This is a genomic window from Shimia thalassica, assembly GCF_001458215.1.
In the GTDB taxonomy this organism is placed as follows: domain Bacteria; phylum Pseudomonadota; class Alphaproteobacteria; order Rhodobacterales; family Rhodobacteraceae; genus Shimia; species Shimia thalassica.
Genome location: NZ_CYTW01000004.1, coordinates 248,906 through 274,987 on the forward strand (window position 1 = coordinate 248,906; position 26,082 = coordinate 274,987).

Here is a 26,082-nt window from a genome sequence, read left to right on the forward strand (position 1 = left end):
TTTATTGCACCAAATAAGGTTTGCGGGGTTTGTCCGGATTATTGACACCAGCATGATCGACGGCAAAGTCTCCCATCAGATATGGGTGCATGCCCTGGTTTTTGAGGTTTTGCAGGAACTGACCGAAACCGGTCAGGTCGTTCATACGGGGCGCTTCTGACAGCCGCCGAAGGGCAAGGTGGCCCATTTCGTCAATAATGCTTTGAAGCGGCTCCATGGGGGCCTCGATAAACTCGGCCATTGTCCAGATGCGCACCCTTGCTTTGCAATACGGTGAACGAAGCACTTTGAGTTGTTCACTCTCAAGGTTTTGCAAACGCGCGGCTTCACGTCTGAGGTCCGCGAAGTTTTGGTTCGATTTGAACAAAGGTACCGCCCAGGCACCGCTGATCACGGAAATCTGTGCATTTGGGTCTTTCGCAAGAAACCAGATCGGCGCGGCCTCGTCATTGGGGCCCAGTTGAAAGCATTGACGCTCGCCACGTGTGTTCCAGATCATACTGGCGAGGAACGCAATTGGGTTATAATCGCGAATTTCGGGACTGTCCGACAGGGCACCATTGATCACACGTTGCCCGCCGGAAAATTCGGCGCGATGGGGCGCAAACAGGTGACCATGCACCTGCGTTCCCGACGCCTTGGCCAACCACGGTTCAAAATCTTCAAAGAGATCGGAAAACCCCTGAAACACGGAATAGCGGCCACAGGTCATGCCATTTTCCCAGCCGTCATTTGGAAAACGGCTTTGCATGAACAACCCGGGACGGCCACGCGTGCGGCGCTCGACCGCTTTGGCAAAAATGCGGTCGATCTTGGCAGGGTTCGGCTCTGCCATCTTGATCGCGCCTTCGGGGCTTTTCAGAAAAGCATTATAAAGCTTGCCCGCACGGGGCCAGATTTTACGCGCAACAAAGCAATCTGACCGGCGCAACAGTTGTAGGTGATCGTTGTAAAAAATGTGCGGTTTGCCTTGGAAGTCGAACTTTGAAAGGGTCAAAGACCGGCTTTCAATCTTGGTCGAATACAAACGCGCCAACGTCTGAAAATAGCTTTCATCCGGAATCCACACCTTTTTGAAATAGGCATCAAAATCAGGACGGTCCGGGTCTTCCAGAATTGCTGACAGTGTTTGGCGCGTCAAACACCACCACTGTGACCCCATATGCGGCACCAACCCCTTCGGGATTTTCCGCTTGAAGCGTACCAACCTCTGAAGTTCGACATAGCGGTCAAAGAGATAGCGATTTCTTTTCCATGAGAACGGGAACCGCAGTGTAAAGCGTTCCTCGCTTAGGCCACCCACTGTCCAGGGAACCTCGGACGTCGTCGCAGATTCAATAAAGTCAGTGCGGGGCCGCGCCTCGAGATAGTCGATCAGTTCCTGAACCGGACGCAGAGGCAAACATGACCCAGACGACAAATAGACATGACGCACCGCAGGAAAGTTCGCGAGAATCTGCTCAGACCCAGACTGTGCCGCTGCAACAAGCCCCCAAGCACCCCATTCACATTTGTGACGCGTGCAGAACTCGACAAGAGCATTGTCTTTGAGGGATTTGACGAATTTCGAATATCTTTTGGCGGAAACAGCGGCATCAACATGGATCACCACGGGGCACCCTGCCATTGTCCAATGGCGGGCCACCTGTTCCGCCCGGTCCAATGCAGTATGCACCAGCATGACGATCCCGACGGTCATGCCCAGTTCCCTTTCGACATCAGCCCCAAAATCTCAAGCTGTCGCCAGTTGATGTATTTTTCGGACCACTTACACCAAAGCTCTGGATTCTCACTCAGAGATTGCGCGTAGGCAAGGTATTCGATGCTCGCGGCATAGTGCTGTTTGCGCTGGAGTTCCTCAGCGGCCTTTATCGAAAATGTATCCAGAAACTTGGCGTGAAGCAGAATACCAGACGCCTTTTCACCACCCCATTCGTCATAAACCTGATTCAGGCCGCGCGGCAAAACCATATGGGTTGAACTGACGTAGGCGTACCGGCGATTCCATTTAACCAGAGGTATTTTGTTGAGCGCAGGCGCCTTTTCGGGTTCATGCGGAAAAAAGACACGGGATCGCGGCCCGCCCTGTATCCACAGGTTTCCGAATTTCGCATTCTTTTCCATCGTGTAATTGCCAGCATCAAACCAGCTGGCAATTTCCATCGGGTTTTGACCGGCGCGATAGGGTTGTTCGTCCAGCCGCCCTTTGGGGTACATATCGAGCAACATCGCACTGAACGATTTGATCGAGGACGCATCCAGCCAGTCCGTCAATGCCCGCAAAGGTCGGGTATCGCAAAACGGATAAATCAAAAACTCATCCGGATCGACGACAAGACACCAGTGGTCGTGGCCATACCGGAATTGAAGCCAGTTCAACCAATCAACCCCGAACCGAGACTTCTTGTAACTGTGCTTGGAATGCCAAACCGACACATCCGGTTGTTCGGCCAAGTATTCGAGCGAGCCATCATTGCTGTCATTGTCCACGATCAGGAAATGGTTAATCCCCTGTTCCCGATAATAATTCAGGAAATATGGAAGCCGCACATGTTCGTTACGAAGGGTCGAAAACAACAAAAGATCATCAGACTTAATCTTGTTGCTTCGATCAGAAACGGCACGCAATTCGCGACGCTTGCGAAGCGCGCGTACCAGCCATCTGCGTCGCTGTATCCTCAGACGATATGATGTCCAGAAGCCCAATATGCCCTCATGCGAAACTGTTTCTCACTATATACCAAAACCTTGCGAGAGCTATCACGTCAGCTTTAACACGACGTTGAAATGTTCTTCCCAAGTAGGAGGCCGCAAAAACTCCCTATCGGAAACTTCATGGGTTGCCCGTTTGCTGTCCCGGTTAGCCAGATCAAGTATGTTCTTTTTCCATGCATAACTGTCTGTAACGCTTGCGTAAACGGGGAATTCACCCAACACCTCACGAAGCACCGGAAGATCGTTGCAAAGCACAGGAGTGCCCATCGCGGCCGCTTCAACCGGAGGAAGGCCAAACCCCTCTGCATGGGAGGGGAACAGAAAGCCTGCTGCGCTTTGTAGAAGCCCGGCAATCTCTTCATCTTCGAGGTCGTTGAACTCATGCAGACAGCGCCCCCTCAAGGGGCTGTTATCAAGCTCGGAAAACACCTGCTCACTCATCCATCCGCGTCTTCCGCAAATGACAAGATGAGGCACTTCTGCAATCGGTTGCTCATCCACCAATTCGTTCCAAAGAGCCAGGAGAAATCCAATGTTTTTGCGTGGTTCAATGGTTCCGAGAACGACAAAGAAAGGACGCTCAACACCTTTAGGAAGGGTCGAATTGTTGCCATTTGGGAAAAAGTTCACTTCTACCCCAAGGTGCGCCACATGGATCGGCGGGACGTTTCCCTTAGGGCTCATGTGACGGGAAATGTCACGTTTTGAGACATCTGAATTGCAGAGCACCGTATCGGCATAACGCCTCGTTCGATCTAGCAACTTGCCAAACTTCCTGACGGATTCGGGCGTTTGATATTCTGGATAATCAAGCGGGATGGTATCATGTAAAAACAACGTGATACGTGCGTCCGCTATGGACTTAACAGAGCTCAGGACACGTTCAGTGGCGTTCGCATGATCAACGTTCACGTACACAACGCCGTCCGGCAGGTGCCGTCGCAGCATACGCGTCAATCTCAAAGGTCGGCATCGCGCCAGACACACGCGACGCAATTCGGCCTCTGTCACATATTTATGGCTGTCAGGTTTGTGGAGGACCCGCGAGAGCCGGTCCGGAGGACCCCAAGGCGTTGCACCTTCTAGGCGAAGAAGCATCTCGTGCACGCCCACAGGATCAAGCAGCACATAGCCCAGCTTTGTACGCACGAGACCAAAACAAGGCTCTGGGGCTGCATCCAAAGCACGAAGATAAGCCATGCATACCCGATCCACACCAGACGGCTGGCCGGAGTACAATGACATCACACGCGTCATTTCAAAAAGACGCGTGGACCCTTTGTTATTTGTCGTAGTGCCCAGTCTGGTGCCACCTCCAGGCGTCCGCAATCATCGTGCTCAGGTTTGAGCGCGTTGGCGTCCAGCCTAGTTCTTTTTCGGCCCGTGTCGATCCAGAAACAAGTCGGGTGCAATCTCCGGGACGGCGGTCCCCCTCGACAATAGGGACTTCACGATTGGTCACCGACCGCGAATAATCGACAACCTCGCGCACGGAAAAACCGCTGCCTGTCCCAAGGTTGAACACCCGGCTTTCCTTGTCTCCAAGCAACCAGTTCAACCCAAGCACATGCGCATCAACCAGATCACACACGTGAACATAGTCGCGGATACATGTGCCATCCGGCGTATCGTAATCGGTGCCAAAGACGGTCAGTGCGGGGCGGCGCCCTTCAATTGCGTCAAGCATCAAAGGAATGAGATGGGTCTCTGGCTGGTGGAATTCACCCACTTCGGCGTCGGGGTCGGCACCAGCAACGTTGAAGTAGCGGAAAATCACGTGCCGCAACCCATGCGACGCCTGAAAGTCGCGCAGCATGTCTTCGATTGCGCGCTTTGAGGCCCCGTATGCATTGATCGGAAGCTGTGCGCTGTTTTCATCCAGCACCACATTGTCCTGATCACCATAAGTCGCACAGGTAGAGGAAAAGACGAAGTTTTTACAACCTGCGTCGTTGGCGGCCTCAATCAGATTAAGCGCGCCACCAACGTTTTCACGCCAGTATTTTCCAGGTACCTGCATGCTTTCGCCGACCTGACTTAGGGCGGCGAAATGCATAACAGCAATTGGTTTGTACTTTGCGAACACCTTGTCGAGGTGTTCGCGATCCATCAGATCGCCCTTTTCAAAGGGTCCGAATTTGACGGCGTCTTCCCAACCGGTACTGATGTTATCAAATGTTACAGGCTCAAAACCCGCCTGCTTGAGTGCTTTGCACGCATGCGATCCAATATATCCGGCCCCACCAGTGACCAGCACACAATCTGACATCTTTACCTCAACGTAGACGTTTTATTGAGCAGCTTTATCTGCTGCCAATGCTTCTTGAAGGAAACCGCTCAATTCGTCACGAAGATCGTCACGTGCAAGGGCAAATGCAACTGTCGCCTGCAAGAAGCCCGCTTTGGACCCACAGTCGAAACGCTGTCCACGGAACCGGTATCCGTATACGTCATGGCCAAGCTCGATTTCTTTTGCAATCGCATCGGTCAGCTGGATTTCACCACCGGCACCCGATTTTTGCTTGTTCAAAGTGCGCAGAACGTTGGGCGAAAGAATATAGCGACCGATGACAGCAAGGTTCGAAGGCGCCTCGTCCATGTCGGGTTTCTCGACCATTCCATTTACTGAAACGAGAGATCCCATATCTTCTTTGACGTCCAGAACACCATAAGAAGAGGTTTTTTCTTTCGGCACTTCCATTGCCGCAACCATGCTTCCGCCTGTTTCTTCATAGGCTTCAACCATCTGCTTGAGGCAAGGCTCTTCACCCGCGATCACGTCATCCGGCAGAATAACGGCAAAGGGTTCATTTGCGATCAAGCGGTGCGCGCACCAAACAGCGTGTCCAAGTCCCAACGCACGGTGTTGGCGGATATAGGCAATCGCACCGCTGTCCATGTTCGTGTTCTTAAGAGTTTCCAGCAGCTCGGTTTTGTTCTTCTTGCGAAGCACCTGCTCGAGTTGTGGCGCATGGTCGAAGTAATCTTCCAGCGCGCTTTTTCCGCGTGAGGTCACAAAGATAAATTCTTTGATGCCAGCTTCGCGAGCTTCATCAATTGCATATTGAACCAGCGGCCGGTCCACCAGCGTCATGATCTCTTTTGGCACTGACTTCGTCGCGGGAAGAAAGCGGGTCCCCATACCAGCAACTGGAAAGATTGCTTTTGTGACCTTCTTACGCATTTTTAACCTACCTTATTTCTCGTCTAATGACTTGTATTCGAATCCGCTGCGACCGTACCGCTCAAAGACCGAAACTTCAATCTCTCGAGCTGTCACAGAGGCCCAAACAAATGCGAAATTTTTGCGAACACAGTTCCAAAAATTCCGCACCAATTTCTACCTACCGATCAGTTAAACACGTTGGTGATCGCAAACGCAGTTCCCAGGAATGCTATCACTGCTTGCGCTGGTTTCAGAGCAGATTCTGTTGCCATCACGGTGTCTTCCGGATGAATTGCGAAATTTTTCGCCGCAAAAAGCCCATCTGCACTCGTAAGGTTCATTACAAAAACCACGTATTTTTTGGATGGGCCAGATCCGTCAGCACGAACGGCCGAGTCCGGATATTCACGCAAAACCAAAAGCCCTTGAGGGTTTGCACGTGTGTCCTGCAAACCGCCCGCGATTGATACGGCTTCTAGGCCACTGACCGTTTCTTTGGGGAAATAGACAATTTTTTCAGTTTCCGCCGACCCCAGAAGAGTAAAGAAACGAGAGTCTTCTTCAACGATGACTTGGTCACCACCGCGCAGGATGATGTTTTTCGATGCACTTCGGAACAGTTCGTCAGCCGGGATTTCATAGCTGCTGTTTCCACGACTGAGGCGCACGATCGGATTTTCGAGATCGCTATCAATGCCGCCGGCCTGAGCAATCAAGGTTCGAATCGTATAGTTCCGGTTTGGAAGCGGATAGGAACCCGGGGTTGCAACGCCAGCCACAGCATCTACCGAGTTTGCCACGCCCTCTTCCAAGGCGACTTGAACCTGAATTGATGGTGCAATGTTCGACAGGCGGTCCTGCAAAAGCCTGCGCGCTTCCTGAACGGTTAGGCCAGCAACACGCACATCTTCGACATAAGGCACAAAGATCGTTCCAGAGGCGGACACCTCGATCAGAGGCATTTCCACATTTCGCTGCTCGACGCCGGTCAACAGTGAGTTATCCGAGTTGTCCCAGATCAACAGATTAAGGTTGTCGCCGGGGCGAATGACATTCGATTGGGGACCACGTTGAGCAGCCAGCCAATGATAATGCCCATGCCAGCCGGTTACTGGCCAATCGCCAATCTGCGAGATGTTGGATCGGGTAACTTCAACGACGTTGATATTGCGATCTTCGTATTCCTGCTCGTCAGAGCCAATAACTTCACCTTTGGTGGGGGCACCACGCGGCAACGCGCAGGCCGACAATAGACCAAGTGCACAAACCAAGCCCGTCAACAGCAATCTTGAATACATGGTAGCCTGCTCGCTAATATTTCTTATTCGATTGCCGTTCTTTTAGTCACCCTGCCAATCCTACAACAACTGATTTTTTCTCTGGCTGATAAAAAAGTCGGAAAGTGTGTCTGCGAAACGCTATCGATGCTCAGATAGTAACCAACCCGGCAATCGTGGCTCAATGCGCAATTTGTCGCCAATCGCCAAAAAATCGTCACTTTTGCCTTCTTTTTGAGCCACCTCAATGTTACGGTCGCGGCAATGTGAATAAAATTCAGCACCTAAGGCAGAACTTTTTCAGGCACGTATTAACATGTTGGGCAATCTATTGTCCGGAGTACTAACCTTGCTCTACAAATTTTTGATTTCTTTGAGCAGAGCTCAAAAAAGCGTTATTTTAATGGCGCTTGACTTGTTTTGGGTCTGCGTAGCCTTTTCGCTTTCACAGCTTCTGATGTCTCCTTTCCCCGAGAACATCACGATGCTTTGGCAGAACGCCTGGTATTTGGCGATTCTTCTGCCTGTTGGCGCTTTGGTGATTTACGTCGTTGGCCTTCACCGCATCAAATTGAATGCCTATGGCATGAACGACATGGTAAACACCGGTGCGCTGGCTGTTATTGTTGGCGCCGCCGGATACGCGGCAAGCTTCCTTCAAATTAGTGCAAACCCACCGGTTGGAGGCAGTTTCATCGCTTTTGCGATGTTCTTTATCGTGCTGTCTGTCACCGGCCGTATGCTCTTGCTGAACCTTGTGTTCACCCTTTTCCGACGCAACCAGAACCGTAAACGCGTTTTGATTTACGGTGCAGGCCAAACTGGGCAACAGCTAGCTGCAGCCCTGATGACCGACGACGAATTTGAAGCAGAATGCTTTGTGGACGATGATCCAGCCTTGCAGAAACTTTCGATCCGCGGCCTTCGTGTGTATTCCCCTCGCGAGATCAACGATATCGTCAAACAATACGACATCGACCGCATCGTTCTGGCCATGCCATCCACCAGCCACGCAACACGAATGCGCCTTGCCAAAGGTCTCAATAATGTCGGTTGCGAAGTGCTTGGCCTGCCCTCTTTTGCTGAAATGGTCGTTCGCGGAGAAGAAACCCAGCAAGTTGCCCCCGTGAAGCTGACGTCTCTTCTAGGACGGTCTGCTTTGGCAACCGAACTGCCAACTTCGGCCGAGCCTTATAAAGGCAAAACCATCCTGATTACGGGCGCCGGCGGTTCAATTGGCTCTGAACTCTGCCGACAGGTTCTTGCATTCCAGCCCAGCAAACTTGTGATGTTGGATCACTGCGAACTCAGCCTGTACAATGTGGGTCGGGAAATAAACGAGATTTGTGGCGAAACGTCTGTGGCTCTTGAGTTGGGATCGATCGTTCACGAAGACTTCATCGATGAAGTCATTTCAGAGCACGGCATTCAGGTCATTTTCCATGCCGCCGCCTACAAACATTTGCCTCTGGTTGAAGAAAACTCGCTCGAAGGGTTGCGCAACAACGTCTTGGGCACGCGCATTGTCGCTGATGCCGCACGCCGTGCCGAGGTCGAAAGATTCATCTTGGTATCTACTGACAAGGCCGTTCGCCCGACAAGCATTATGGGTTCGTCAAAGCGGTTGGCCGAATTGGTTGTTCAAGACCTTGCCACACGCAGCGTTAGCACCCGTTATTCCATGGTGCGGTTCGGCAATGTTCTGGGGTCATCCGGATCGGTGATCCCTTTGTTTGAAAAACAGATCCGCCACGGCGGCCCTGTCACCGTGACCCACCCCGACGTCACGCGCTTTTTCATGACCGTTTCGGAAGCAGTTCGTCTTGTTCTTTTGGCGGGCACATTCTCGAGAGGCGGCGATGTCTTCGTTCTGGATATGGGAAAACCCATCCGCATCGTCGAAGTCGCGCGCAAGATGATCGAGACAGCTGGCTTTTCTGTCCGCGACAAGCTCAATCCCGACGGTGATCTCGAAATCGAGTTTACGGGCCTTCGCGACGGCGAAAAGATGCATGAGGAATTGCTGATTGGCAGCGATATGCTGACCACCCCGCATCCAAAAATTCTGCGGGCGCAGGAAAAATCGCTTTCAGAGCTTGAGATGGCAAACGCCTTGCAAGAGCTGCGTCGCGCTGTGGAAAACCGCGACAAAGCGCTCGCCAATGCCGTCCTTCACAAATGGGTCGAAGCCTATAGCGAAGAAACCCGCGAAACGGCCGAAGCTGACGTCTCCTGAGCAAAGCAGTTGTACCGATCTACATCACACCTCGTAGTATGACCGGTACCACGCAACAAAAGCTTTAACGCCGTCCTGGACAGATGTCTTCGGACAGCTGCCCGTCAGATCGGTCAACAACTGCGCCTCTGCCCAGGTTGCCGGCACATCGCCGGGCTGCATTGGCATAAAGTTTTTCTGCGCTTCGCGGCCCAAAGCCTGCTCGATGGCGTCTACAAATTCCATCAACGGCACCGGAGAACCATTTCCGATATTCACCGCCCGCCACGGCGCAACCTTGCTCAGGGAATCTACATCAGAAACAGCACGCGCATCCGATCCAACCTGTGCAGGCGCCTTGTCAATCAACGCAGCAATCCCCGCAACAAGATCATCCACATAGGTAAAATCGCGACGCATATCCCCGTGATTATATATATCGATGGGGTCTCCGTTCAGAATGGCCTTGGTAAATTTGAACAGGGCCATATCCGGGCGCCCCCACGGCCCGTAAACGGTAAAGAACCGAAACATCGTGATCGGCAGCTCATAGAGGTGCGCATAAGAATGCGCCATCGCCTCGTTCGCCTTTTTGGTTGCCGCATAAAAGGACATTTGCATATCTGCCTTATGGGTTTCGGCATAAGGCATTTCAGTATTCGCGCCATAGATAGAAGATGTCGACGCCATCAACATATGTGCTGGCGGGTGTGCACGCGCCGCTTCCAGCAGTTCATAAACACCAATCAGATTGGCATCGACATAGGACCGCGGTGCTTCGATCGAATAACGTACGCCCGCTTGGGCGGCCAAATGGATAGCGGCGTCAAACCCGTACTGCGCAAACAGGGACATCAAAAGGCCCGGCTCTTCTATTTTGCCAATGACTGGCGTGAACCCTTCGAACTCTGCCAGCATTTCGTGGCGGCGCTCTTTGAGGGAAACATCGTAATAGTCACTCAAGGCATCCAGACCCACCACGGTCCAGCCCTGCTCAAGAAGCAGTTTCGAAATGTGGTATCCGATAAATCCGGCAGAACCAGTTACAAGCGCGATACGGGGTTTTGTCATTCAAAGGCTCCGACATTCGTAATGGTGCTATTCATCAAACAGGCGTCTCTGATCTGCAACCCTAAGTTTTTCGGCCCGAAGTCTTCGGGCGAAACTAGTGAGGCGAAACAGGGGTTGATTCCGATCCGAGCGGCCGAAAATTCCGCCCGTTTGCTCCCAGAAACCAGCGCTTGTGAATGTCACGCGATGATACAGAGAGGTTGGAGAGAACAGGAACAGGCTGACAACCTTGCCCGCCTCGACCAGCGAACGCGCCTCTTCGCGCAGACGACGACGGCTCCAGAAACGCCCGGAAAGCTGCACAGGTTGGGGATCAGGGTGCGCGCCAAAGGGCAGCAATCCTTCTGCGGAACGTGATATGGGCGGCAGGCTCTCCAGATCACGCATGCGGCCGTCTTTGTAACCCTCTCGCAGCCTGGACATCAGACGCCGCACATCACGGGGTTCCAGATCTCCGGCAACCATGAATTCTAATGCGCGCTTTCGCTGATCGGCTTGAAAAGACTTCCAAACCTGCGCGTGTTCTTGTTCGGCACAGTGTTTGCGCAGAAAGACAGCAAGGCTGGCCCCGATCTCGAACAGATCCCGTGGCGCCCGATTGGAATTTCGAATGCTGTTTGCATGATACCCATGATGCACTTCGGCCAAGGGCACGATTGCCGTGGCCACACCGTTTCGGGCCAGCCGCATGTTCACGTCGGTTTCATCCAAGTAGTATCTGAATGCCGGATCAAAGCCGCCCATCGACGCGATGACATCCCGGCGCAGCGCCATGTTCGTGCCTTCAGTCTTGATCGCGCGTTCCTCCGTTGGGTGCAGAACAACCGGCTGTGTGCCTTGGAGGTTTAGATCCGTCGTTTTCCCTGTTTGGGCAAAACAGCGTGCCTTCCATTGAAAAGAAATCCCATTGCGCCCTCTGACAAACCCGCCGGCGGCCCCAACTTCGGCATCCGACAGAAACGGAGCACTCAGATGGCCCAGCCAAGTTGGCTCTGGCACTGCATCATCATCAATGAACGCAACGATATCTCCGGCGGCATGCGCAATGCCAAGGTTGCGCGCTTTGGAAATGTTCGGCTGGTCAAATTTGACCAGCTTGACCGAAGTCGCATACGGCCCCAATTCAACCGCGGCCACACCGGGCGGATCTGCTACAACGACGACTTCAAATGTGGGGTAGAATTGCTGGGATAGACCAGCCAAGCAGCGGATCAAGGCAGCGGGGCGTCCCCGGCTGACAATGATCACACTGACAGGCAGGTGACTCATGGCGTTCCCATCTCGGCCATCATCGCTTCGATCCGGGGAACGTCTTCGGGGTTGTTCAATTCCCAGAACTGACGGCCTCGGGCCTCGACTTCGACGCAAAGCACCTTGTGGCCGTGTTCCATAAACCGAAGCTGTTCAAGCCCCTCAAGGGATTCCAGAGGGCCTGCATTCCACCGCGGATAAGCGCCCAGCGCGGAAGGGCGATAGGCATACACGCCGACATGGTGGAATACCGGCGTTTCAGCATCATCAGCATAGGTTTCTGACGTAAAAGGCACCACTTCCTTCGAAAAATAGAGCGCATGCCGGTCTTTGGTAAACACCGCAGTTGTTCCGCCAACACGTCCTGCTTTGCGGTCCTCTAGAAACCCATTCAAGGCCCGCCCGTCGCATCGCAACACAGGCGTTGCAACTTCGGCCATTGGGTCACGACGCAATCCCTCGACCAGCTCTTCTACAAACCATGCAGGGGTGAGCGGCGCATCGCCTTGCAAGTTCACGACAATGTCGAACCCGCCGCCCAAGTTATCGAAGGCTTCCGCACAACGCTCGGTCCCGTTTGCGCAATCTTCGGATGTCATGACCACCTCGGCCCCAAAGGCTTCGGCGGCTTGACGAATACGGTCGTCATCTGTCGCCACCACAACACGGTCCACGCCCTTTACCTCGGTCGCGGCTTCATAAGACCGCTGTATGAGGCTTTTGACCTCTCCTGTGGCACCTTTGAGGGTTGCCAGAGGTTTTCCGGGATAACGAGTGGACGCATACCGCGCCGGGATGGCGATCAGAACAGACATCAGGCTTCTTTCAGCTCTACAGTTGGTGCGTAGGCAATGAAGAACGGGTTAGCGAAATCTTCTTTGCCATATGTAAGGGGGCTATGGTCGTCGAAACGAACCACGTTTCCGCCAGCACCCAACAGAACGGCGTGACCCGCTGCTGTGTCCCACTCCATGGTCCGACCAACGCGAGGGTAAATGTCGGCTTCACCAGTTGCCACAAGGCAGAACTTGAGCGACGAACCGGCGCTCTTGGAGTCCTTGACGTTGTACTTGTTGATATAGTCGTCGGTCGCCTGATCGCGGTGCGATTTCGAAGCCACAACCATCAACGCAGTATTGTCGCTGTCTGCCACGTTGATCGGGCTCAGTGCCCCGATTGTATCCAGAGCAAAGTCACCGGTTTCTTCAACGGATTGACCGTCGGCTTGTGTAAAGAACATGCGGTTCTTTGCAGGCGCATAAACGATACCGCGCTGGGGCACACCGTTTTCAACGAAAGCGATGTTCACGGTAAAATCACCACGGCGGTGAATGAATTCCTTGGTGCCATCCAGCGGATCAACGATCAGAAATGTATCGCCTTTCGCAGTGTGGCTTTCGGATTGCTCTTCAGTCACCAGCATCACGTCAGGAAATTCTGCGCGAAGGCCGGCCGAGATAATTGCGTCCGCTGCTTCGTCAGCCTCGGTAACCGGGCTGTCATCGGATTTGACTTTGACGTCGAAATCGTCCGAGTTGTAAATCTGCATAATTTTTTCACCAGCTTCAATGGCCAGGCGACGCATTACCGGTACAAGTGTTTCGTAGTTCAATTGTTGTCTCCGTTGCGAGCATTTGTTGAAATAGTCGTTCGCGCCCCTTATGCTGCGACCATAACCAAACAGCAAGAAATCCCTGTCAAAAGGGAGAAAATCTTGGGATTATAGGCAATGTTTCAGAGCACAGCTCCAAAAAGTACGCTTAGTGGCGCAATAAATATTGCCGAACTGATTTATCACTCGATCGTTCGAAGTGTCCGAAAGGCGCATGGCAACGCGGTAATCTCGTTGCTTTTGAACATGATGCAGGTGTTCGTGTTCATGATGGTCTTCTACGTCATGTTCTCCATTCTCGGTTTGCGCGGGGCGGCCCTGAGGGGGGATTTCCTGTTGTTTGTGATGTCGGGGATTTTCCTGTTCATCACCCACACCAAGACCGTTGGGGCGGTATCGGGTGCCGAAGGGGCCTCATCCCCCATGATGAAGCACGCTCCGATGAACACGGTGATCTCAATTGCTTCGGCAGCTTTGAGCACGCTGTACATTCAGGTGATTTCTCTTTTCACCATTCTGTTTATCTATCACGCAGCGGTCACGCCGATTGAAATCTTCGACCCGCTGGGCGCATTCGCAATGCTGCTTCTGGCATGGTTTACGGGCATTGGTGTCGGGCTTGTCTTTCTGGCGCTCAAACCCTGGTTTCCAACATTTTCCAGCATTGCCAGTACGGTCTATCAACGGGCGAACATGATTGCGTCTGGCAAAATGTTCGTGGCGAACACCATGCCATCTTTCATGCTTGCGATGTTCGACTGGAACCCGCTGTTTCACTGCATCGATCAATCCCGCGGGTTTATGTTCATCAACTACTATCCACGAAACAGCAGCATCGAGTATCCCTTTTATGTCGGCCTTGCACTGGTGATGATTGGCCTGATGGGTGAATTTTATACCCGCCGGCATGTGTCCATCAGTTGGGGCGCGCGCAGGTGAAACGCTTACTGCTTGCCATCTGTATGTCTTGCTTTCCCATCGCAGTTTTGGCGGGGGACTTCCCTGCCCTCTTTGATGTCACCGGTGTCGCATCAGATGACACATTGAACATTCGCGCAAAACCCGAGGCCGGATCCCAACAGGTCGGCACATTCAGCTTTGATCAACAGAACATCGAGGTCATCACCCTCAGCCCTGATGAAAAATGGGGCATGGTTGGCTTGGGCGAAACATCGGGTTGGGTTGCGGTTCGTTTTCTGGAACGTGTTTCGTCAGAAAGCTGGGCCCATGACACGACGTCTTTGGCCTGTTCCGGCACTGAACCTTTTTGGTCCACTGGCATAACCGATGCACGCCAAACACTCGAGTTTCAGCTTTTCGACAATTCAAAACTGACATTTGAGGCGGCATGGCAGGCAACACCCCAAGGTTTCACCGGTGGAACTCTGGGACTATTGGCGCGCGCCGACAATGGCGACAGCGCATATACAACAATTGTTACGGGCCAATGCAGCGACGGGATGAGTGACCGGACGTTTGGCATGACCATCTCTATTTTCTTGTCACAGGGCGAACAGATCACCGGCTATCAAGGGTGTTGTTCGCTACAGTCAGACTAGGGCTGGCGGGTTATGCAACCACGCGCAGTGTCAGGTTGATCCGGCCACCTTTGGGCAATAACCGCGACGATCCAAATCTTATCCGGTCAACGCCATGGAATGCGGGTCTTGCCACCCCCCCCATGACAACTACGTCCCCGGATTGCAGCCAAAGGGACTCGGTCTTGCCACCACGCTCGGGATTTCCCATCCGAAAAAGCCCCTCATCCCCAAGAGAAAGCGACACAACAGGCCAGTCAAAGCTGCCTTCGTCTTTGTCTTGGTGCATGCCCATGCGGGCCCCTTCACCATAGTAGTTCACCAAACAGCAATCGGGGGTGCGATCGACACCTGAAACCTGTTGCCACACATCCAGTGCAATCGCGGGAATTGGCGGCCACTCCATGCCGTCGGGATGCTGTTTTTGGTAACGATACCCACGCCGGTCGGTGACCCATCCCAGCCGCCCCGCAGACGTCATACGGACCGACATGGGTTTTCCTGACGGAGTCACCGGCGAGACAAAGGGCGCAATCGCCGCAACCCGACGTAAATCGCCAACCAACTCAGCTTGTGTTTCCTGGTCGAGCAATCCCTTGAAGATTGCGAAACCCTTAATTTTTAGTGGCTCACGCATCTATTTTTCCGCCTAACTGCACCTCTATCTACAGATTCATTGGATTCTTCACGATTCCAAGAAATCTGATGCTTGCAGGCCCTTTTTACGCTCCCTATATACCCTCCGAAGCGTGATTGGCGAATACCAGTCACAAACGGGATCGGGGCGTGGATGCCATAACGGGTTCAGGTCTCGAGAAATCGCCTTGAAGTAGAAGGGATATAAAATGAGCAAAGTAATCGGTATCGACCTCGGTACGACGAACTCCTGTGTCGCCCTGATGGACGGATCACAGCCTAAAGTTATCGAAAATGCGGAGGGTGCACGCACCACGCCATCCATCGTGGCCTTTACAGACGACGAGCGTCTGGTAGGTCAGCCTGCAAAACGTCAGGCCGTCACCAACCCGGAAAACACCGTGTTTGGTGTTAAGCGTCTGGTTGGTCGTCGCGCAGACGATGCAAACCTCGCCAAAGACCTCAAGAACATGCCGTTCAACGTCATCAACGGCGGCAATGGGGATGCTTGGGTTGAAGCCAAAGGCGAAAAGTACAGCCCATCGCAAATCTCTGCCTTCATTCTGGGCAAGATGAAAGAAACCGCCGAGTCTTACCTTGGCGAAGAAGTGACACAGGCGGTTATCACTGTTCCTGCGTACTTTAACGACGCCCAGCGTCAGGCCACAAAAGACGCCGGCAAGATCGCTGGCCTCGAAGTGCTGCGCATCATCAACGAGCCTACCGCTGCTGCGCTGGCTTATGGTCTCGACAAAGAAGAAACCCACACCATCGCGGTTTATGACCTTGGTGGCGGTACATTCGATGTGACCATTCTGGAAATCGACGACGGCCTGTTCGAAGTTAAATCGACAAACGGCGACACCTTCCTTGGTGGTGAAGACTTTGACATGCGCATCGTCAACTACCTCGCCGAGCAGTTCAAAAAAGAACACAACGTCGACCTGACCAAAGACAAGATGGCTTTGCAGCGTCTGAAAGAAGCTGCTGAAAAAGCCAAGATCGAACTGTCTTCGTCTTCGCAAACCGAGATCAACCAGCCGTTCATCTCGATGGACCCTGCAACCGGTACGCCGCTACACATGGTCATGAAGCTGACACGTGCCAAACTGGAATCTCTGGTTTCCGACCTGATCAAAGCGTCGATCAAACCTTGTCAGGCTGCGCTGAAAGATGCAGGCATGTCCGCAAACGAGATCGACGAAGTCGTTCTGGTTGGTGGTATGACCCGTATGCCTCGCGTTGTTGAGGAAGTGACCAAATTCTTCGGTAAAGAGCCCCACAAAGGTGTGAACCCTGACGAAGTTGTTGCCATGGGTGCCGCCATTCAGGCTGGTGTTCTGCAAGGTGACGTCAAAGACGTGGTTCTGCTGGACGTGACACCTCTGTCGTTGGGTATCGAAACCTTGGGTGGCGTGTTCACCCGCTTGATCGATCGCAACACAACGATCCCGACCAAGAAGTCACAAATCTTCTCGACTGCAGAAGACAACCAGAACGCTGTGACCATCCGTGTGTTCCAGGGTGAGCGCGAAATGGCTGCTGACAACAAAATCCTCGGCCAGTTCAACCTCGAAAACATCCCGCCTGCCCCACGCGGCATGCCTCAGATCGAAGTGACCTTCGACATCGATGCCAACGGTATCGTATCGGTTGGTGCATCGGACAAAGGCACCGGCAAAGAGCAGAAGATCACCATCCAAGCATCGGGCGGTCTGTCGGATGCGGACATCGAAAAGATGGTTCAGGACGCCGAGGAAAATGCCGAAGCAGACAAAGAACGTCGCGAAATGATCGAAGCCCGCAACCAAGCGGAATCTTTGATCCACTCGACCGAAAAGTCTGTGGAAGAGCACTCTGACAAGGTTGATCCAACCACTGTTGAGGCCATCGAACTGGCTATTGCAGCGCTGAAAGACGATCTTGAAAAAGAAGACACCGCTGCGGACAAGATCAAGAGCGGCATCCAGAACGTGACTGAAGCAGCCATGAAACTGGGTGAAGCGATCTACAAAGCAAGCCAGGAAGAAGCCGGTGGTGAACCTACCGCTGCGGACATGGACGGACCAGACGATGATATCGTCGATGCCGACTTTGAAGATCTGGACAACGACAAGCGCTAATAGCGTGTAGTCGGAAACGAGACAGGGGCCGGTCCGGTTGTGCCGGGCTGGCCCTCTCTTCTTTCCGGACAAAGGAGTAACCCATGGCAAAACGTGACTTCTACGAGGTGCTTGGCGTCAATAAAGGGGCTTCTGCGGACGAGATCAAAAAAGCCTACCGCAAGAAGGCCAAAGAACTGCACCCCGACCGCAATGCGGATAATCCAGAAGCTGAATCTCAGTTTAAAGAGGCCAACGAAGCCTACGAAATCCTGAAGGATGCCGAGAAAAAGGCGGCCTATGACCGCTTTGGGCATCAGGCCTTCGAAGGTGGAATGGGCGGCGGCGGTCCCCGTGGTGGACAAGGCGACTTTTCTAGCGCGTTTTCGGACGTCTTTGACGATCTGTTTGGAGACTTCATGGGAGGCCGTGGCGGCGGTGGCCGTCAGCGCGCATCCCGTGGTGCTGACCTAAGGTATAACCTGCGTGTCTCTTTGGAAGACGCCTTTTCGGGTATTCAAAAGACGATCAATGTGCCGACGTCGGTTCAATGTGACTCTTGCGACGGCTCGGGCGCAGAAGGTGGTGCCGAGCCAACAACATGCCCAACCTGTTCGGGCATGGGCAAGGTACGCGCCCAGCAAGGTTTCTTTACGGTAGAACGCACCTGTCCGACCTGTTCGGGCATGGGCCAGATTATCAAGAACCCATGTAAAGCCTGTGCTGGACATGGACGTGTCGAAAAAGACCGCGCCCTGTCTGTCAACATTCCAGCAGGCGTCGAAACCGGCACGCGCATCCGTCTTGCCGGCGAAGGCGAAGCCGGAATGCGTGGCGGCCCGTCTGGTGATCTTTATATCTTTATCGAAGTTGACCAGCACGAGCTGTTCGAACGCGACAGCGTCAATCTGTTCTGCCGCGTTCCCGTGTCGATGGTTTCTGCCTCGTTGGGCGGTGACATCGAAGTGCCCACCATCGACGGTGGCCGCAGCCGCGTTAAAATCCCGTCAGGCAGCCAATCCGGCCGTCAGATGCGTTTGCGCGGAAAAGGTATGCCTGCGCTTCGTGGCGGCGGCTCGGGTGACATGTTCATCGAGCTGGCCGTAGAGACGCCTGTCAACCTGACCAGCCGTCAGAAAGAGCTTCTGCGCGAATTCGAGGAGTTGTCCGAGGACAACCATCCAGAAAGCAAAAGCTTCTTTAAATCCGTCAAAAGCTTTTGGGACAGCATGAAAAGCTGATCTCAGAAAAATGAGCGAACAAAGGCGCGCCGTATGTGGCGCGCCTTTTCTTTTTCAACGATGTTGGCGTAATCAGTCTACAGTTGGCGCAATCAAATACATCGCTTCCATCGCCAGTCCGGGGTTCACACCCGGGATCGCTTTTTGGAAAATCTTCAGCATTTCACCGTTCGCGTACAATTCGGACAGCGCACTATCAACAACAAGCCGGAATTCAGTATCTCCGCGTTTGATGGCAAGACCTTGCTTTTCGATCGTCAGAATCTCGGTCGACATTTTCAGATCAGCTTGCTTCGGGCTTCCGAAAAAAAGACCCGCAAGGATAGATTGGTCTGCGAAATAACCGTCAATCTCTTTGTTTTCCATCGCGGCCATACCAGCCCCGTGCGTGTCAAAGACAACGACTTCGGCCTGAATACCAATGCTGGCCAGAGTGTTGCGCAAGGCAGCTTCCGTGGTGGTGTTTCCACGCACACCCAGTTTTTTCCCCGAGAACGATTCGAGACTTTCCGGGGCGTCTTTTTGCAGAACGAGCGATGTACCATCAACAAAAATCGGAATCGAGAAATCGACCAGCGCACGTCGTCCCAGCGTGATTGTCGCCGCGCCACACAGGATATCGATCTCACCACTGGCGACTTTTTCAAAACGATCAGAAGCGTCAACCGGCACAAATTGCGCATTCAGGTTGGGGATTTTCAGATGATTGATAATGGCTTGCGCAACCTGAACGCAGACAAGCGGCGCATATCCAGCAGGCTGGCCGTCGTCCATGCGGTAAGAAAGCGGCGCAGCATCCAAACGATATCCGAGATTAAGCTGTTTGGTTTCCGCCACGCGCTCAAGTGTCTGAGCCGAAGCAGGGAGGGCCGTCATGGCAATGGCCGCAATCGAAAAAAGTAAGCTACGCATTTTTTATCCTGTGAGAAAAACGATTGCCGAATCTTCCCACCAATCCTGTTTCCTCACAAGCCCATTTGGATACCGCCCGCAATTAACCTTTGGTTCACTCTGTTCACGCAACATACCCCCATGTCGGATTCACGTGCCTTTCAGGAAATGCCCCTGCCTTTGTTCGAGGCCGATGAGGCACAGGCGGTGCCTTTGCCAAAGGGCAAATTGCCCTCTTACATCGCACAGCATCGCAAGCGTCTGAGGCAACGTTTTCTGAATGGCGGTGCAGATGCGTTACCTGACTATGAATTGCTGGAACTCGTTCTGTTCCGCGCAATCCCGAGGCAGGATGTAAAGCCACTTGCGTATACATTGCTTGACGCATTTGGAGACTTCAATCGGGTGCTTTCGGCGCCCGCTCCACGGTTGAAAGAAATTAAGGGGGTAGGCGACGCTGTCATACAAGAACTCAAAATCGTTGAGGCGGCGGCGCACCGTTTGGCACGGTCCCGCGTTTTACAACGCCATGTTTTGTCGAGTTGGGACGCCCTGCTGGATTACTGTCACACGACAATGGCACATCGCGAAACCGAACATTTCCGTGTCTTGTTTCTCGATCGAAAGAACGTACTGATCGCAGATGAGGAACAAGCACGCGGTACAGTAGATCACGTTCCGGTTTACCCGCGCGAGGTGGTAAAACGCGCGCTGGAAATCAATTCAAGCGCCTTGATCCTCGTGCACAATCATCCGTCTGGCGACCCGACGCCATCCCAATCTGACATCGATATGACCCAACAGGTGGAACAGGCGGCGTTAACCTTGGGAATAACTCTGCACGACCATCTGATCATCGGCAAATCCCGAGAGCTCAGCTTTCGGGCGGAAGGCCTTCTTTAGCGCACCCAGATTTCAACCCTTCTGTTGACCTGACGCCCCCATGCGCTGTCGTCACAGGCCATGGGCATCGCCTCTCCGAACGCGTCAATGTCCAGCGTCAAAAGATCCGGGTTGATCGTTTCGGCCGCTGCCAAAACGGCGCGCCGCACGGCATCTGATCGCTTTAGGGCGATTTCGCGATTGCCCGAAGCTGGCCCATCACCATCGCTGAACCCGACAAACAGAACTTCTCGCCCGTCATAGGTCCCTGCCTCAAGCGCACGGGCGAATTGCTGCACGTTAGAGCGCGACTGCGCATCCAGCTGTGTGCGACCAGCCTCAAACCGGAAAGACGTTGTTAGGCGCTTCATAGGCGTCAAACGCCCCACCATGCGCTGCAACTCTTCCAATGCCACATCTTCACCCGCCACGGAAATCGCATTCGCAAAGCGGTCGCCCTGAAAATTGATGGCAACTTCCTCGGGGGCCTGATCCACATATCCTGCGCGACGTATGACAATTTGCGCAGAGGGGCTTCGAGTATAGGTCAGGAACTCGCGTGCAACTTTAGGCAACCGGCGTGCGGGGAAGTATAAAAACATCGGCGCGGTTAAGGGATAGTCTTCTGTTTTGATATTTCGGCGTGACACCGACAACGAAAACCCGCAGCTCCCTGACAAGGTCAAAGGAAAGGCGCGCCCCAGTTGGGCAAAGCTTCCAATGCCGATGGCAAACGGGTCGCGTGATACAGCAGATGTCAGCGACAGGTTTCTATTGTGGCGGAAAATGCCTTCTTGAAGATCAAGCTGCGCCCGTTTCATCAGCTGGTCCTCGACGGCCTGCGCCAGACCGGATTGTGCCTCCATCAGATGCAACGCAATTTCGGCATCCGGGCCACCCAAAGCCTGCCAGTTGTCTATTTCTCCGGAAAAAACCTTGGCCAAATTCACCAGCGAGATGTCCCGCACAGGGTTTCCCGGTGCCACGATTGGCACCATCCCGTCCAGCGCCAGAACACGGCTGCGGTTTGCGGTGCGCATGTCGCCAAGGCCCGCATCAAAACCCAGTTTGGCTTCGTTCGGGCGAATTTCACGCAAAGACATCGCAATGTCCGCCTCATCCGCCAACAGATCTGCAAACCCTTCATCAGAGTTGCTTGCAGAAAAATAGAACCGCGCCAGCTTTGTACCTTCGGCATCGCTCAGGTGATATTCGAACTGATGGATATCGGTTGAATGACGCTCGACCTGATAACTATTTCGCAGGGCGAAAGCCTCGATCAAGGCAGGCATTAGAACTTCGGCCATGCCCGCAGCGCCGGAAATGGACACCTCGGCCACAAAATTCATCAAATTTGGACAGCCCGGCCCGTCGCATTGAACGCCGGACCCGTCGACCGTCAACTCGCCGTAGATGGTATCGACGCGATAAAATTCACCGTCGAACCCCAACAGGTTTCCAGTGATCTCAACCTTCCCGTCCCGAGAAGTGAGCATCACATCCTGAGCAAAAGCAAAATTTGCCCCTAAAAATAAAGAAAGTGCGGCGAAAATCGCCGCACGCAATTGCAACATGGAATTGCCTTTTCAGCGCTATTGATTTTGCGCGATCTTCAGGTCTTCGAGCAGGTTTTTCAACACTAGAAATTCACCTTTTGCCTCGCAATCGGGGATCGAAAGCGCAATTTCTTGCTCGACTGCCCTGCCACCTTCCCGAATTTGCAAAGATTTGGCAGTGATATCACGATCACAATTCACCTCTGACACCTCGGCTTCGATGCTGAGCTTTACAGACCCGTGACGTTTTGCGGTCAGCGTGGGGAAGGTATAGACCTCGGAATGCCAGCCATCGGCAATATCAGAGCTTCCCAATCGGGTTAGAAAGCCGCCCTGACCTCCGGCTACAGACGCCACATTCCGTGCGGCACCGCTCCAGACATGGCCGTCGCTTCCGTAATCTGCACCGAATTCACGCGCGTGCAGTTGCAACCCTGTTGCGCCTCGCCAAATGACGGCTGCTCGGTCATAAAAAGGAACGGAACTCACGGTTGTGCGCGTCATCTTTCCATCGCCGTTGGCAAATGTGACGGCAAACACCGACTGTTCAGAAAGCGCAGGAACAGACACAACAAGCGTTCCATCCGAACTGACGACTTCCGAGAATTTCAGGGATTCGTGGTGAAAGGTGACTTTTTCACCGGTCAAACAGGGCGCGGTAAGTGTCAGTGTGACCATTGCACCCGCCGCAGGTTCGGCAGCAAACTCTGCATCGCATCCGAGCAAAGGCGTTTGCTCTTCTTGGGGCAAGACCCCGACAGGCAAATCCCGAGACACCAGCATCACCACTGGTTTGTGCGGCAAGTCGGCTTTGTGCGCAAAATCTTCTGGTACGCTTGGCAACATCTCTGGCGTCGCGCCATTTGCCGCTACACCTTTCATGCTGTCGGGGGCTTTGCCCGACGTCGCTTTGCGAGACGGTTCTTCACCTGTACGCGCCGCGGAATTCGCTTCTTTGGTTTGCATCAAGAAGCCAATCGAGATGGCAATTGAAAACGTCGCGAATGCGAGCGCGAATCTTCTGTAAACGTGTTTCTTTTCAAACATCCGTAACTCCAAAACTCGTACAGCCCCGAAGCATTTCTGACATGCAAAAAGGGCGCCTGTGTGGCGCCCTTTTGAAGATTGTCTGTTCGGAGTTTGTCAGACCAGGCGGCCGTGACAGTGCTTGAATTTCTTGCCTGATCCACATGGGCAAGGCTCGTTCCGGCCCGGATCACCCCAGGTTGAAGGGTCATCTTCGACAAAGTTTGCAGCTGCAGGCGCAGCAGGTTCTTCAGCAGCCGGTGCTGCGTCTGCCGCGGCGGGCGCCGCCAGTGACGCTTCGCGTGCCTGCATTTCCAGAGCCATCTGTTGTTGCTCTTCTTCCGTCATTGCGCGAATTGCCGACAAGGTTTTTGTCACGTCTTCACGCAGACCATCCAGCATGCCTTCGAACAACTGGAACGACTCGTTCTTGTATTCGTTCAGCGGATCCCGTTGGGCATAACCGCGGAAACCAACAACCGAACGCAAATGTTCAAGCGTCAGCAAATGCTCGCGCCATTTCGTATCTATGGTTTGCAGCAGGATCTGCTTTTCGATCATGCGCATGGCTTCGGGTCCAAAGCTTTCTGCTTTTTCGGCCATCATCTGATCGGATGCTTCTTCAAGGCGCTCTTGCATGACTTCGTCATCAACGCCTTCTTCCTGCGCCCATTCGATCACAGGTACATCAATACCCAGCTTTTCGATACAAGCCGCATACAGACCTTCGGTGTCCCATTGATCGGCATAGGTCTTGGGCGGCATGTAGTGTTCAACCAGATCACCGATCACTTCCTGACGCATATCCTGTGCGATCTCGGAAATGTCTTCGGCCTTCATGATGTCGCGGCGCTGGGTGAAGATCACCTTACGCTGTTCATTCATCACGTCATCGAACTTGAGCAACTGCTTACGAATATCAAAGTTGCGGCCTTCGACCTTGGCCTGCGCGCGCTCAAGCGACTTGTTCACCCAAGGGTGGATAATCGCTTCGCCCTCTTTCATGCCCAAGGTAGACAGCACTTTGTCCAACCGTTCGGACCCGAAGATGCGCATCAGGTCATCTTCCAGCGACAGGAAGAAGGACGAGCGGCCCGGATCCCCCTGACGACCCGAACGGCCGCGCAGCTGGTTATCAATCCGGCGGCTTTCGTGACGCTCGGTTGCCAGAACATAGAGGCCACCCGCGTCTTTCACGGCCTGTTCATCGGCTTTGTGCTCTTCTTCGATCTTGGCGCGAATTTCTGCGTGATCGCCTTCTGGATTGGCGGCAATCGCTTCCATGATGGCGAACTCAACGTTACCACCCAGCTTAATATCGGTACCACGCCCCGCCATGTTCGTCGCGATGGTCACCGCACCAAGTTTGCCGGCGTCGGCAACAATCTGGGCTTCCTGCTCGTGTTGACGGGCGTTCAAAACGTTGTGTTTAACATCGGCCTGTTTGAGCATGTTGCTCAGAAGCTCGGACTTTTCGATCGAAGTTGTCCCGACGAGAATAGGCTGGCCCTTCTCGTGTGCCTTTTGAATTTCTTCGGCAATGGCTTCGTATTTTTCGCGTGCTGTCCGATACACCGCATCATCTTCATCAATGCGGGCAATGGGGCGGTTGGTCGGCACTTCGACAACACCCAGACCATAGATTTCCGAGAATTCTTCGGCCTCGGTTGCGGCTGTACCTGTCATACCTGCCAGCTTGTCATACAAGCGGAAATAGTTCTGGAATGTCACCTGTGCCAGCGTCACGTTCTCTGGCTGGATGTTGCAGCCTTCTTTTGCTTCGATTGCCTGATGCAGGCCATCAGACAGACGGCGACCCGCCATCATACGGCCGGTGAATTCATCGATCAGGACAATCTGATTATCGCGAACGATATAGTCTTTGTCTTTGGTGAACAGCTTGTGCGCCCGCAAACCCTGGTTAACGTGGTGAACAACGGTTGTGCTTTCGGGATCATACAACGATTGACCCTCTGGCAGGATACCACGCGCATGCAGGTGCTCTTCCAGATAATCATTGCCTTCGTCGGTGAAGGTGACCTGACGCGATTTCTCTTCGATTGAGAAATGTTCGTCGGTCAGGTCAGGGATCAGGGCATCTATCGCAACATAAAGGTCGCTGCGATCCTGCGCCGGACCCGAAATGATCAAAGGTGTCCGCGCTTCGTCAATGAGGATCGAGTCAACTTCATCGACAATCGCAAAGTTATGGTCACGCTGGTACATTTCACGAAGGTCGCCCTTCATGTTGTCGCGCAAATAGTCAAAACCCAGTTCGTTGTTTGTCGAATACGTAATATCCGCGGCATAGGCGTCGCGCTTTTCCGCATCGGGCTGTTGTGGATAGACACAACCGGTGGTCATGCCCAACGCACCGTAAACCTGGCTCATCCATTCGGCGTCACGGCGTGCAAGGTAATCGTTTACCGTAACAATATGGACACCCTTGCCTGTCAGCGCATTAAGATAGGCCGGGAACGTCGCAACAAGGGTTTTACCCTCACCGGTTTTCATTTCCGAGATATTTCCCTGATGCAGGAAGATACCACCCATCAACTGCGTATCAAACGCCCGAAGGCCCAGCGAACGCACCGCAGCTTCGCGACAGTTAGCAAATGCTTCGGGCAAAAGATCATCAAGACTTTCTCCGCCTTTGGCACGCTCGGCCAATTCCAGAGTTTTGGATTTGATCTCTTCATCCGAGAGCTTCTGGAACTCGGGTTCCAGTGCATTCACTTTTTCAACGAGAGGGCGGGTTGCCTTGATCTTGCGGTCGTTCGGCGTCCCGAACACTTTTGTGGCAAGTTTTCCGATACCCAGCATATGTTTTTGTCCTTCGTTGACACATTCGTGCGAGGCATCTGCTTGCCCGCGCCGCGCCCTGCTCATACAAACGGGGGAAC

General features: G+C 53.4%; 21 protein-coding genes. 6 read left to right on the forward strand and 15 right to left on the reverse strand.

All coding sequences use genetic code 11. From position 1 onward, the window contains the following. Window position 1: 1 nt before the first annotated feature. From PH7735_RS16245 to PH7735_RS16270, 6 genes are all read right to left on the reverse strand, one after another. Window positions 2-1,699, reverse strand: coding sequence for a DUF5927 domain-containing protein (locus PH7735_RS16245; protein ID WP_058312472.1), 1,698 nt, complete (start codon window positions 1,697-1,699; stop codon window positions 2-4). Then, window positions 1,696-2,706 (reverse strand): glycosyltransferase family 2 protein, encoded by a 1,011-nt coding sequence (locus tag PH7735_RS16250; protein WP_058312473.1) that lies wholly within the window; start codon window positions 2,704-2,706, stop codon window positions 1,696-1,698. The genes PH7735_RS16245 and PH7735_RS16250 overlap by 4 nt, the downstream gene beginning before the upstream one ends. Before the next feature lie 54 nt (window positions 2,707-2,760). Further along, window positions 2,761-3,627, reverse strand: coding sequence for a glycosyltransferase family 4 protein (locus PH7735_RS16255; protein ID WP_158503259.1), 867 nt, complete (start codon window positions 3,625-3,627; stop codon window positions 2,761-2,763). Window positions 3,628-3,997: 370 nt separating this feature from the next. Further along, entirely contained in the window at window positions 3,998-4,984 is a 987-nt protein-coding gene (gene galE, locus PH7735_RS16260; RefSeq protein WP_058312475.1) for a UDP-glucose 4-epimerase GalE, read from the reverse strand. A 21-nt stretch (window positions 4,985-5,005) separates the two neighbouring features. Beyond that, window positions 5,006-5,899: a UTP--glucose-1-phosphate uridylyltransferase GalU gene (gene galU / locus PH7735_RS16265; protein ID WP_058312476.1), complete on the reverse strand. Its 894-nt coding sequence runs from the start codon at window positions 5,897-5,899 to the stop codon at window positions 5,006-5,008. Between the two features lie 167 nt (window positions 5,900-6,066). Then, complete coding sequence (locus tag PH7735_RS16270; RefSeq protein ID WP_058312477.1) at window positions 6,067-7,179, reverse strand: polysaccharide biosynthesis/export family protein; 1,113 nt, start codon at window positions 7,177-7,179, stop codon at window positions 6,067-6,069. A gap of 382 nt (window positions 7,180-7,561) precedes the next feature. On the opposite strand from PH7735_RS16270, the gene PH7735_RS16275 reads away from it, so the two are divergent. After that, the gene (locus tag PH7735_RS16275) at window positions 7,562-9,394 is read left to right on the forward strand and encodes a polysaccharide biosynthesis protein (protein ID WP_233488336.1); all 1,833 of its coding nucleotides are present in this window, start codon (window positions 7,562-7,564) and stop codon (window positions 9,392-9,394) included. Window positions 9,395-9,418: 24 nt separating this feature from the next. On the opposite strand, the gene PH7735_RS16280 is transcribed toward PH7735_RS16275, so the two are convergent. The 4 genes from PH7735_RS16280 to cysQ are packed head-to-tail and all read right to left on the reverse strand — an operon-like array spanning window position 9,419 to window position 13,307. Then, the gene (locus PH7735_RS16280) at window positions 9,419-10,444 is read right to left on the reverse strand and encodes an NAD-dependent epimerase/dehydratase family protein (protein ID WP_058312478.1); all 1,026 of its coding nucleotides are present in this window, start codon (window positions 10,442-10,444) and stop codon (window positions 9,419-9,421) included. 27 nt (window positions 10,445-10,471) lie between these two features. Then, a complete protein-coding gene (locus PH7735_RS16285) occupies window positions 10,472-11,713 on the reverse strand; it encodes a glycosyltransferase family 2 protein (RefSeq protein ID WP_058312479.1) in 1,242 nt (413 codons plus the stop codon). Further along, window positions 11,710-12,510 carry a 3-deoxy-manno-octulosonate cytidylyltransferase gene (locus PH7735_RS16290; RefSeq protein WP_058312480.1) on the reverse strand — a complete coding sequence of 267 codons (801 nt, stop codon included), beginning with the start codon at window positions 12,508-12,510 and terminating at the stop codon, window positions 11,710-11,712. Before PH7735_RS16290 ends, PH7735_RS16285 begins: the two co-directional genes overlap by 4 nt. Beyond that, a complete protein-coding gene (gene cysQ / locus PH7735_RS16295) occupies window positions 12,510-13,307 on the reverse strand; it encodes a 3'(2'),5'-bisphosphate nucleotidase CysQ (RefSeq protein WP_058312481.1) in 798 nt (265 codons plus the stop codon). The genes PH7735_RS16290 and cysQ overlap by 1 nt, the downstream gene beginning before the upstream one ends. Before the next feature lie 117 nt (window positions 13,308-13,424). On the opposite strand from cysQ, the gene PH7735_RS16300 reads away from it, so the two are divergent. Continuing rightward, window positions 13,425-14,246, forward strand: coding sequence for an ABC transporter permease (locus tag PH7735_RS16300; protein WP_058312482.1), 822 nt, complete (start codon window positions 13,425-13,427; stop codon window positions 14,244-14,246). Beyond that, the gene (locus PH7735_RS16305) at window positions 14,243-14,866 is read left to right on the forward strand and encodes a hypothetical protein (RefSeq protein ID WP_145865356.1); all 624 of its coding nucleotides are present in this window, start codon (window positions 14,243-14,245) and stop codon (window positions 14,864-14,866) included. Before PH7735_RS16300 ends, PH7735_RS16305 begins: the two co-directional genes overlap by 4 nt. Before the next feature lie 10 nt (window positions 14,867-14,876). Here PH7735_RS16305 and PH7735_RS16310 read toward each other — a convergent pair whose 3' ends face one another. Then, window positions 14,877-15,482: an alpha-ketoglutarate-dependent dioxygenase AlkB family protein gene (locus PH7735_RS16310; RefSeq protein WP_058312484.1), complete on the reverse strand. Its 606-nt coding sequence runs from the start codon at window positions 15,480-15,482 to the stop codon at window positions 14,877-14,879. A 208-nt stretch (window positions 15,483-15,690) separates the two neighbouring features. Between PH7735_RS16310 and dnaK the strand changes: the two genes are divergently transcribed. Continuing rightward, entirely contained in the window at window positions 15,691-17,604 is a 1,914-nt protein-coding gene (gene dnaK, locus PH7735_RS16315) for a molecular chaperone DnaK (RefSeq protein ID WP_058312485.1), read from the forward strand. Between the two features lie 83 nt (window positions 17,605-17,687). After that, on the forward strand, window positions 17,688-18,824 hold the full coding sequence (gene dnaJ, locus PH7735_RS16320) for a molecular chaperone DnaJ (protein WP_058312486.1): 1,137 nt from the start codon (window positions 17,688-17,690) through the stop codon (window positions 18,822-18,824). A 72-nt stretch (window positions 18,825-18,896) separates the two neighbouring features. Here dnaJ and PH7735_RS16325 read toward each other — a convergent pair whose 3' ends face one another. Next, the gene (locus PH7735_RS16325; RefSeq protein WP_058312487.1) at window positions 18,897-19,736 is read right to left on the reverse strand and encodes an amino acid ABC transporter substrate-binding protein; all 840 of its coding nucleotides are present in this window, start codon (window positions 19,734-19,736) and stop codon (window positions 18,897-18,899) included. Window positions 19,737-19,856: 120 nt separating this feature from the next. Between PH7735_RS16325 and radC the strand changes: the two genes are divergently transcribed. Beyond that, complete coding sequence (radC, locus tag PH7735_RS16330; protein WP_058312488.1) at window positions 19,857-20,618, forward strand: RadC family protein; 762 nt, start codon at window positions 19,857-19,859, stop codon at window positions 20,616-20,618. Here radC and PH7735_RS16335 read toward each other — a convergent pair. The 3 genes from PH7735_RS16335 to secA all read right to left on the reverse strand — a co-directional run bounded on the left by PH7735_RS16335 (window position 20,615) and on the right by secA (window position 26,002). Next, complete coding sequence (locus PH7735_RS16335; protein WP_058312489.1) at window positions 20,615-22,171, reverse strand: substrate-binding domain-containing protein; 1,557 nt, start codon at window positions 22,169-22,171, stop codon at window positions 20,615-20,617. The two genes, radC and PH7735_RS16335, sit on opposite strands and share 4 nt — an antisense overlap. An 18-nt stretch (window positions 22,172-22,189) precedes the next feature. After that, on the reverse strand, window positions 22,190-23,200 hold the full coding sequence (locus PH7735_RS16340) for a hypothetical protein (RefSeq protein WP_058312490.1): 1,011 nt from the start codon (window positions 23,198-23,200) through the stop codon (window positions 22,190-22,192). A gap of 96 nt (window positions 23,201-23,296) precedes the next feature. Then, a complete protein-coding gene (gene secA / locus PH7735_RS16345; protein ID WP_058312595.1) occupies window positions 23,297-26,002 on the reverse strand; it encodes a preprotein translocase subunit SecA in 2,706 nt (901 codons plus the stop codon). Between the last annotated feature and the right edge of the window lie 80 nt (window positions 26,003-26,082).

Coding starts and splice junctions, on each gene's coding strand:
- PH7735_RS16325 (WP_058312487.1), bottom strand. CDS start 19,736: ATGCGTAGCTTACTTTTTTCGATTGCGGCCATTGCCATGACGGCCCTC.
- PH7735_RS16285 (WP_058312479.1), bottom strand. CDS start 11,713: ATGAGTCACCTGCCTGTCAGTGTGATCATTGTCAGCCGGGGACGCCCC.
- radC (WP_058312488.1), top strand. CDS start 19,857: ATGTCGGATTCACGTGCCTTTCAGGAAATGCCCCTGCCTTTGTTCGAG.
- PH7735_RS16340 (WP_058312490.1), bottom strand. CDS start 23,200: ATGTTTGAAAAGAAACACGTTTACAGAAGATTCGCGCTCGCATTCGCG.
- PH7735_RS16280 (WP_058312478.1), bottom strand. CDS start 10,444: ATGACAAAACCCCGTATCGCGCTTGTAACTGGTTCTGCCGGATTTATC.
- galU (WP_058312476.1), bottom strand. CDS start 5,899: ATGCGTAAGAAGGTCACAAAAGCAATCTTTCCAGTTGCTGGTATGGGG.
- PH7735_RS16275 (WP_233488336.1), top strand. CDS start 7,562: ATGGCGCTTGACTTGTTTTGGGTCTGCGTAGCCTTTTCGCTTTCACAG.
- PH7735_RS16290 (WP_058312480.1), bottom strand. CDS start 12,510: ATGTCTGTTCTGATCGCCATCCCGGCGCGGTATGCGTCCACTCGTTAT.
- PH7735_RS16300 (WP_058312482.1), top strand. CDS start 13,425: ATGTTTCAGAGCACAGCTCCAAAAAGTACGCTTAGTGGCGCAATAAAT.
- PH7735_RS16310 (WP_058312484.1), bottom strand. CDS start 15,482: ATGCGTGAGCCACTAAAAATTAAGGGTTTCGCAATCTTCAAGGGATTG.
- PH7735_RS16335 (WP_058312489.1), bottom strand. CDS start 22,171: ATGTTGCAATTGCGTGCGGCGATTTTCGCCGCACTTTCTTTATTTTTA.
- secA (WP_058312595.1), bottom strand. CDS start 26,002: ATGCTGGGTATCGGAAAACTTGCCACAAAAGTGTTCGGGACGCCGAAC.
- PH7735_RS16245 (WP_058312472.1), bottom strand. CDS start 1,699: ATGACCGTCGGGATCGTCATGCTGGTGCATACTGCATTGGACCGGGCG.
- dnaJ (WP_058312486.1), top strand. CDS start 17,688: ATGGCAAAACGTGACTTCTACGAGGTGCTTGGCGTCAATAAAGGGGCT.
- dnaK (WP_058312485.1), top strand. CDS start 15,691: ATGAGCAAAGTAATCGGTATCGACCTCGGTACGACGAACTCCTGTGTC.
- galE (WP_058312475.1), bottom strand. CDS start 4,984: ATGTCAGATTGTGTGCTGGTCACTGGTGGGGCCGGATATATTGGATCG.
- PH7735_RS16270 (WP_058312477.1), bottom strand. CDS start 7,179: ATGTATTCAAGATTGCTGTTGACGGGCTTGGTTTGTGCACTTGGTCTA.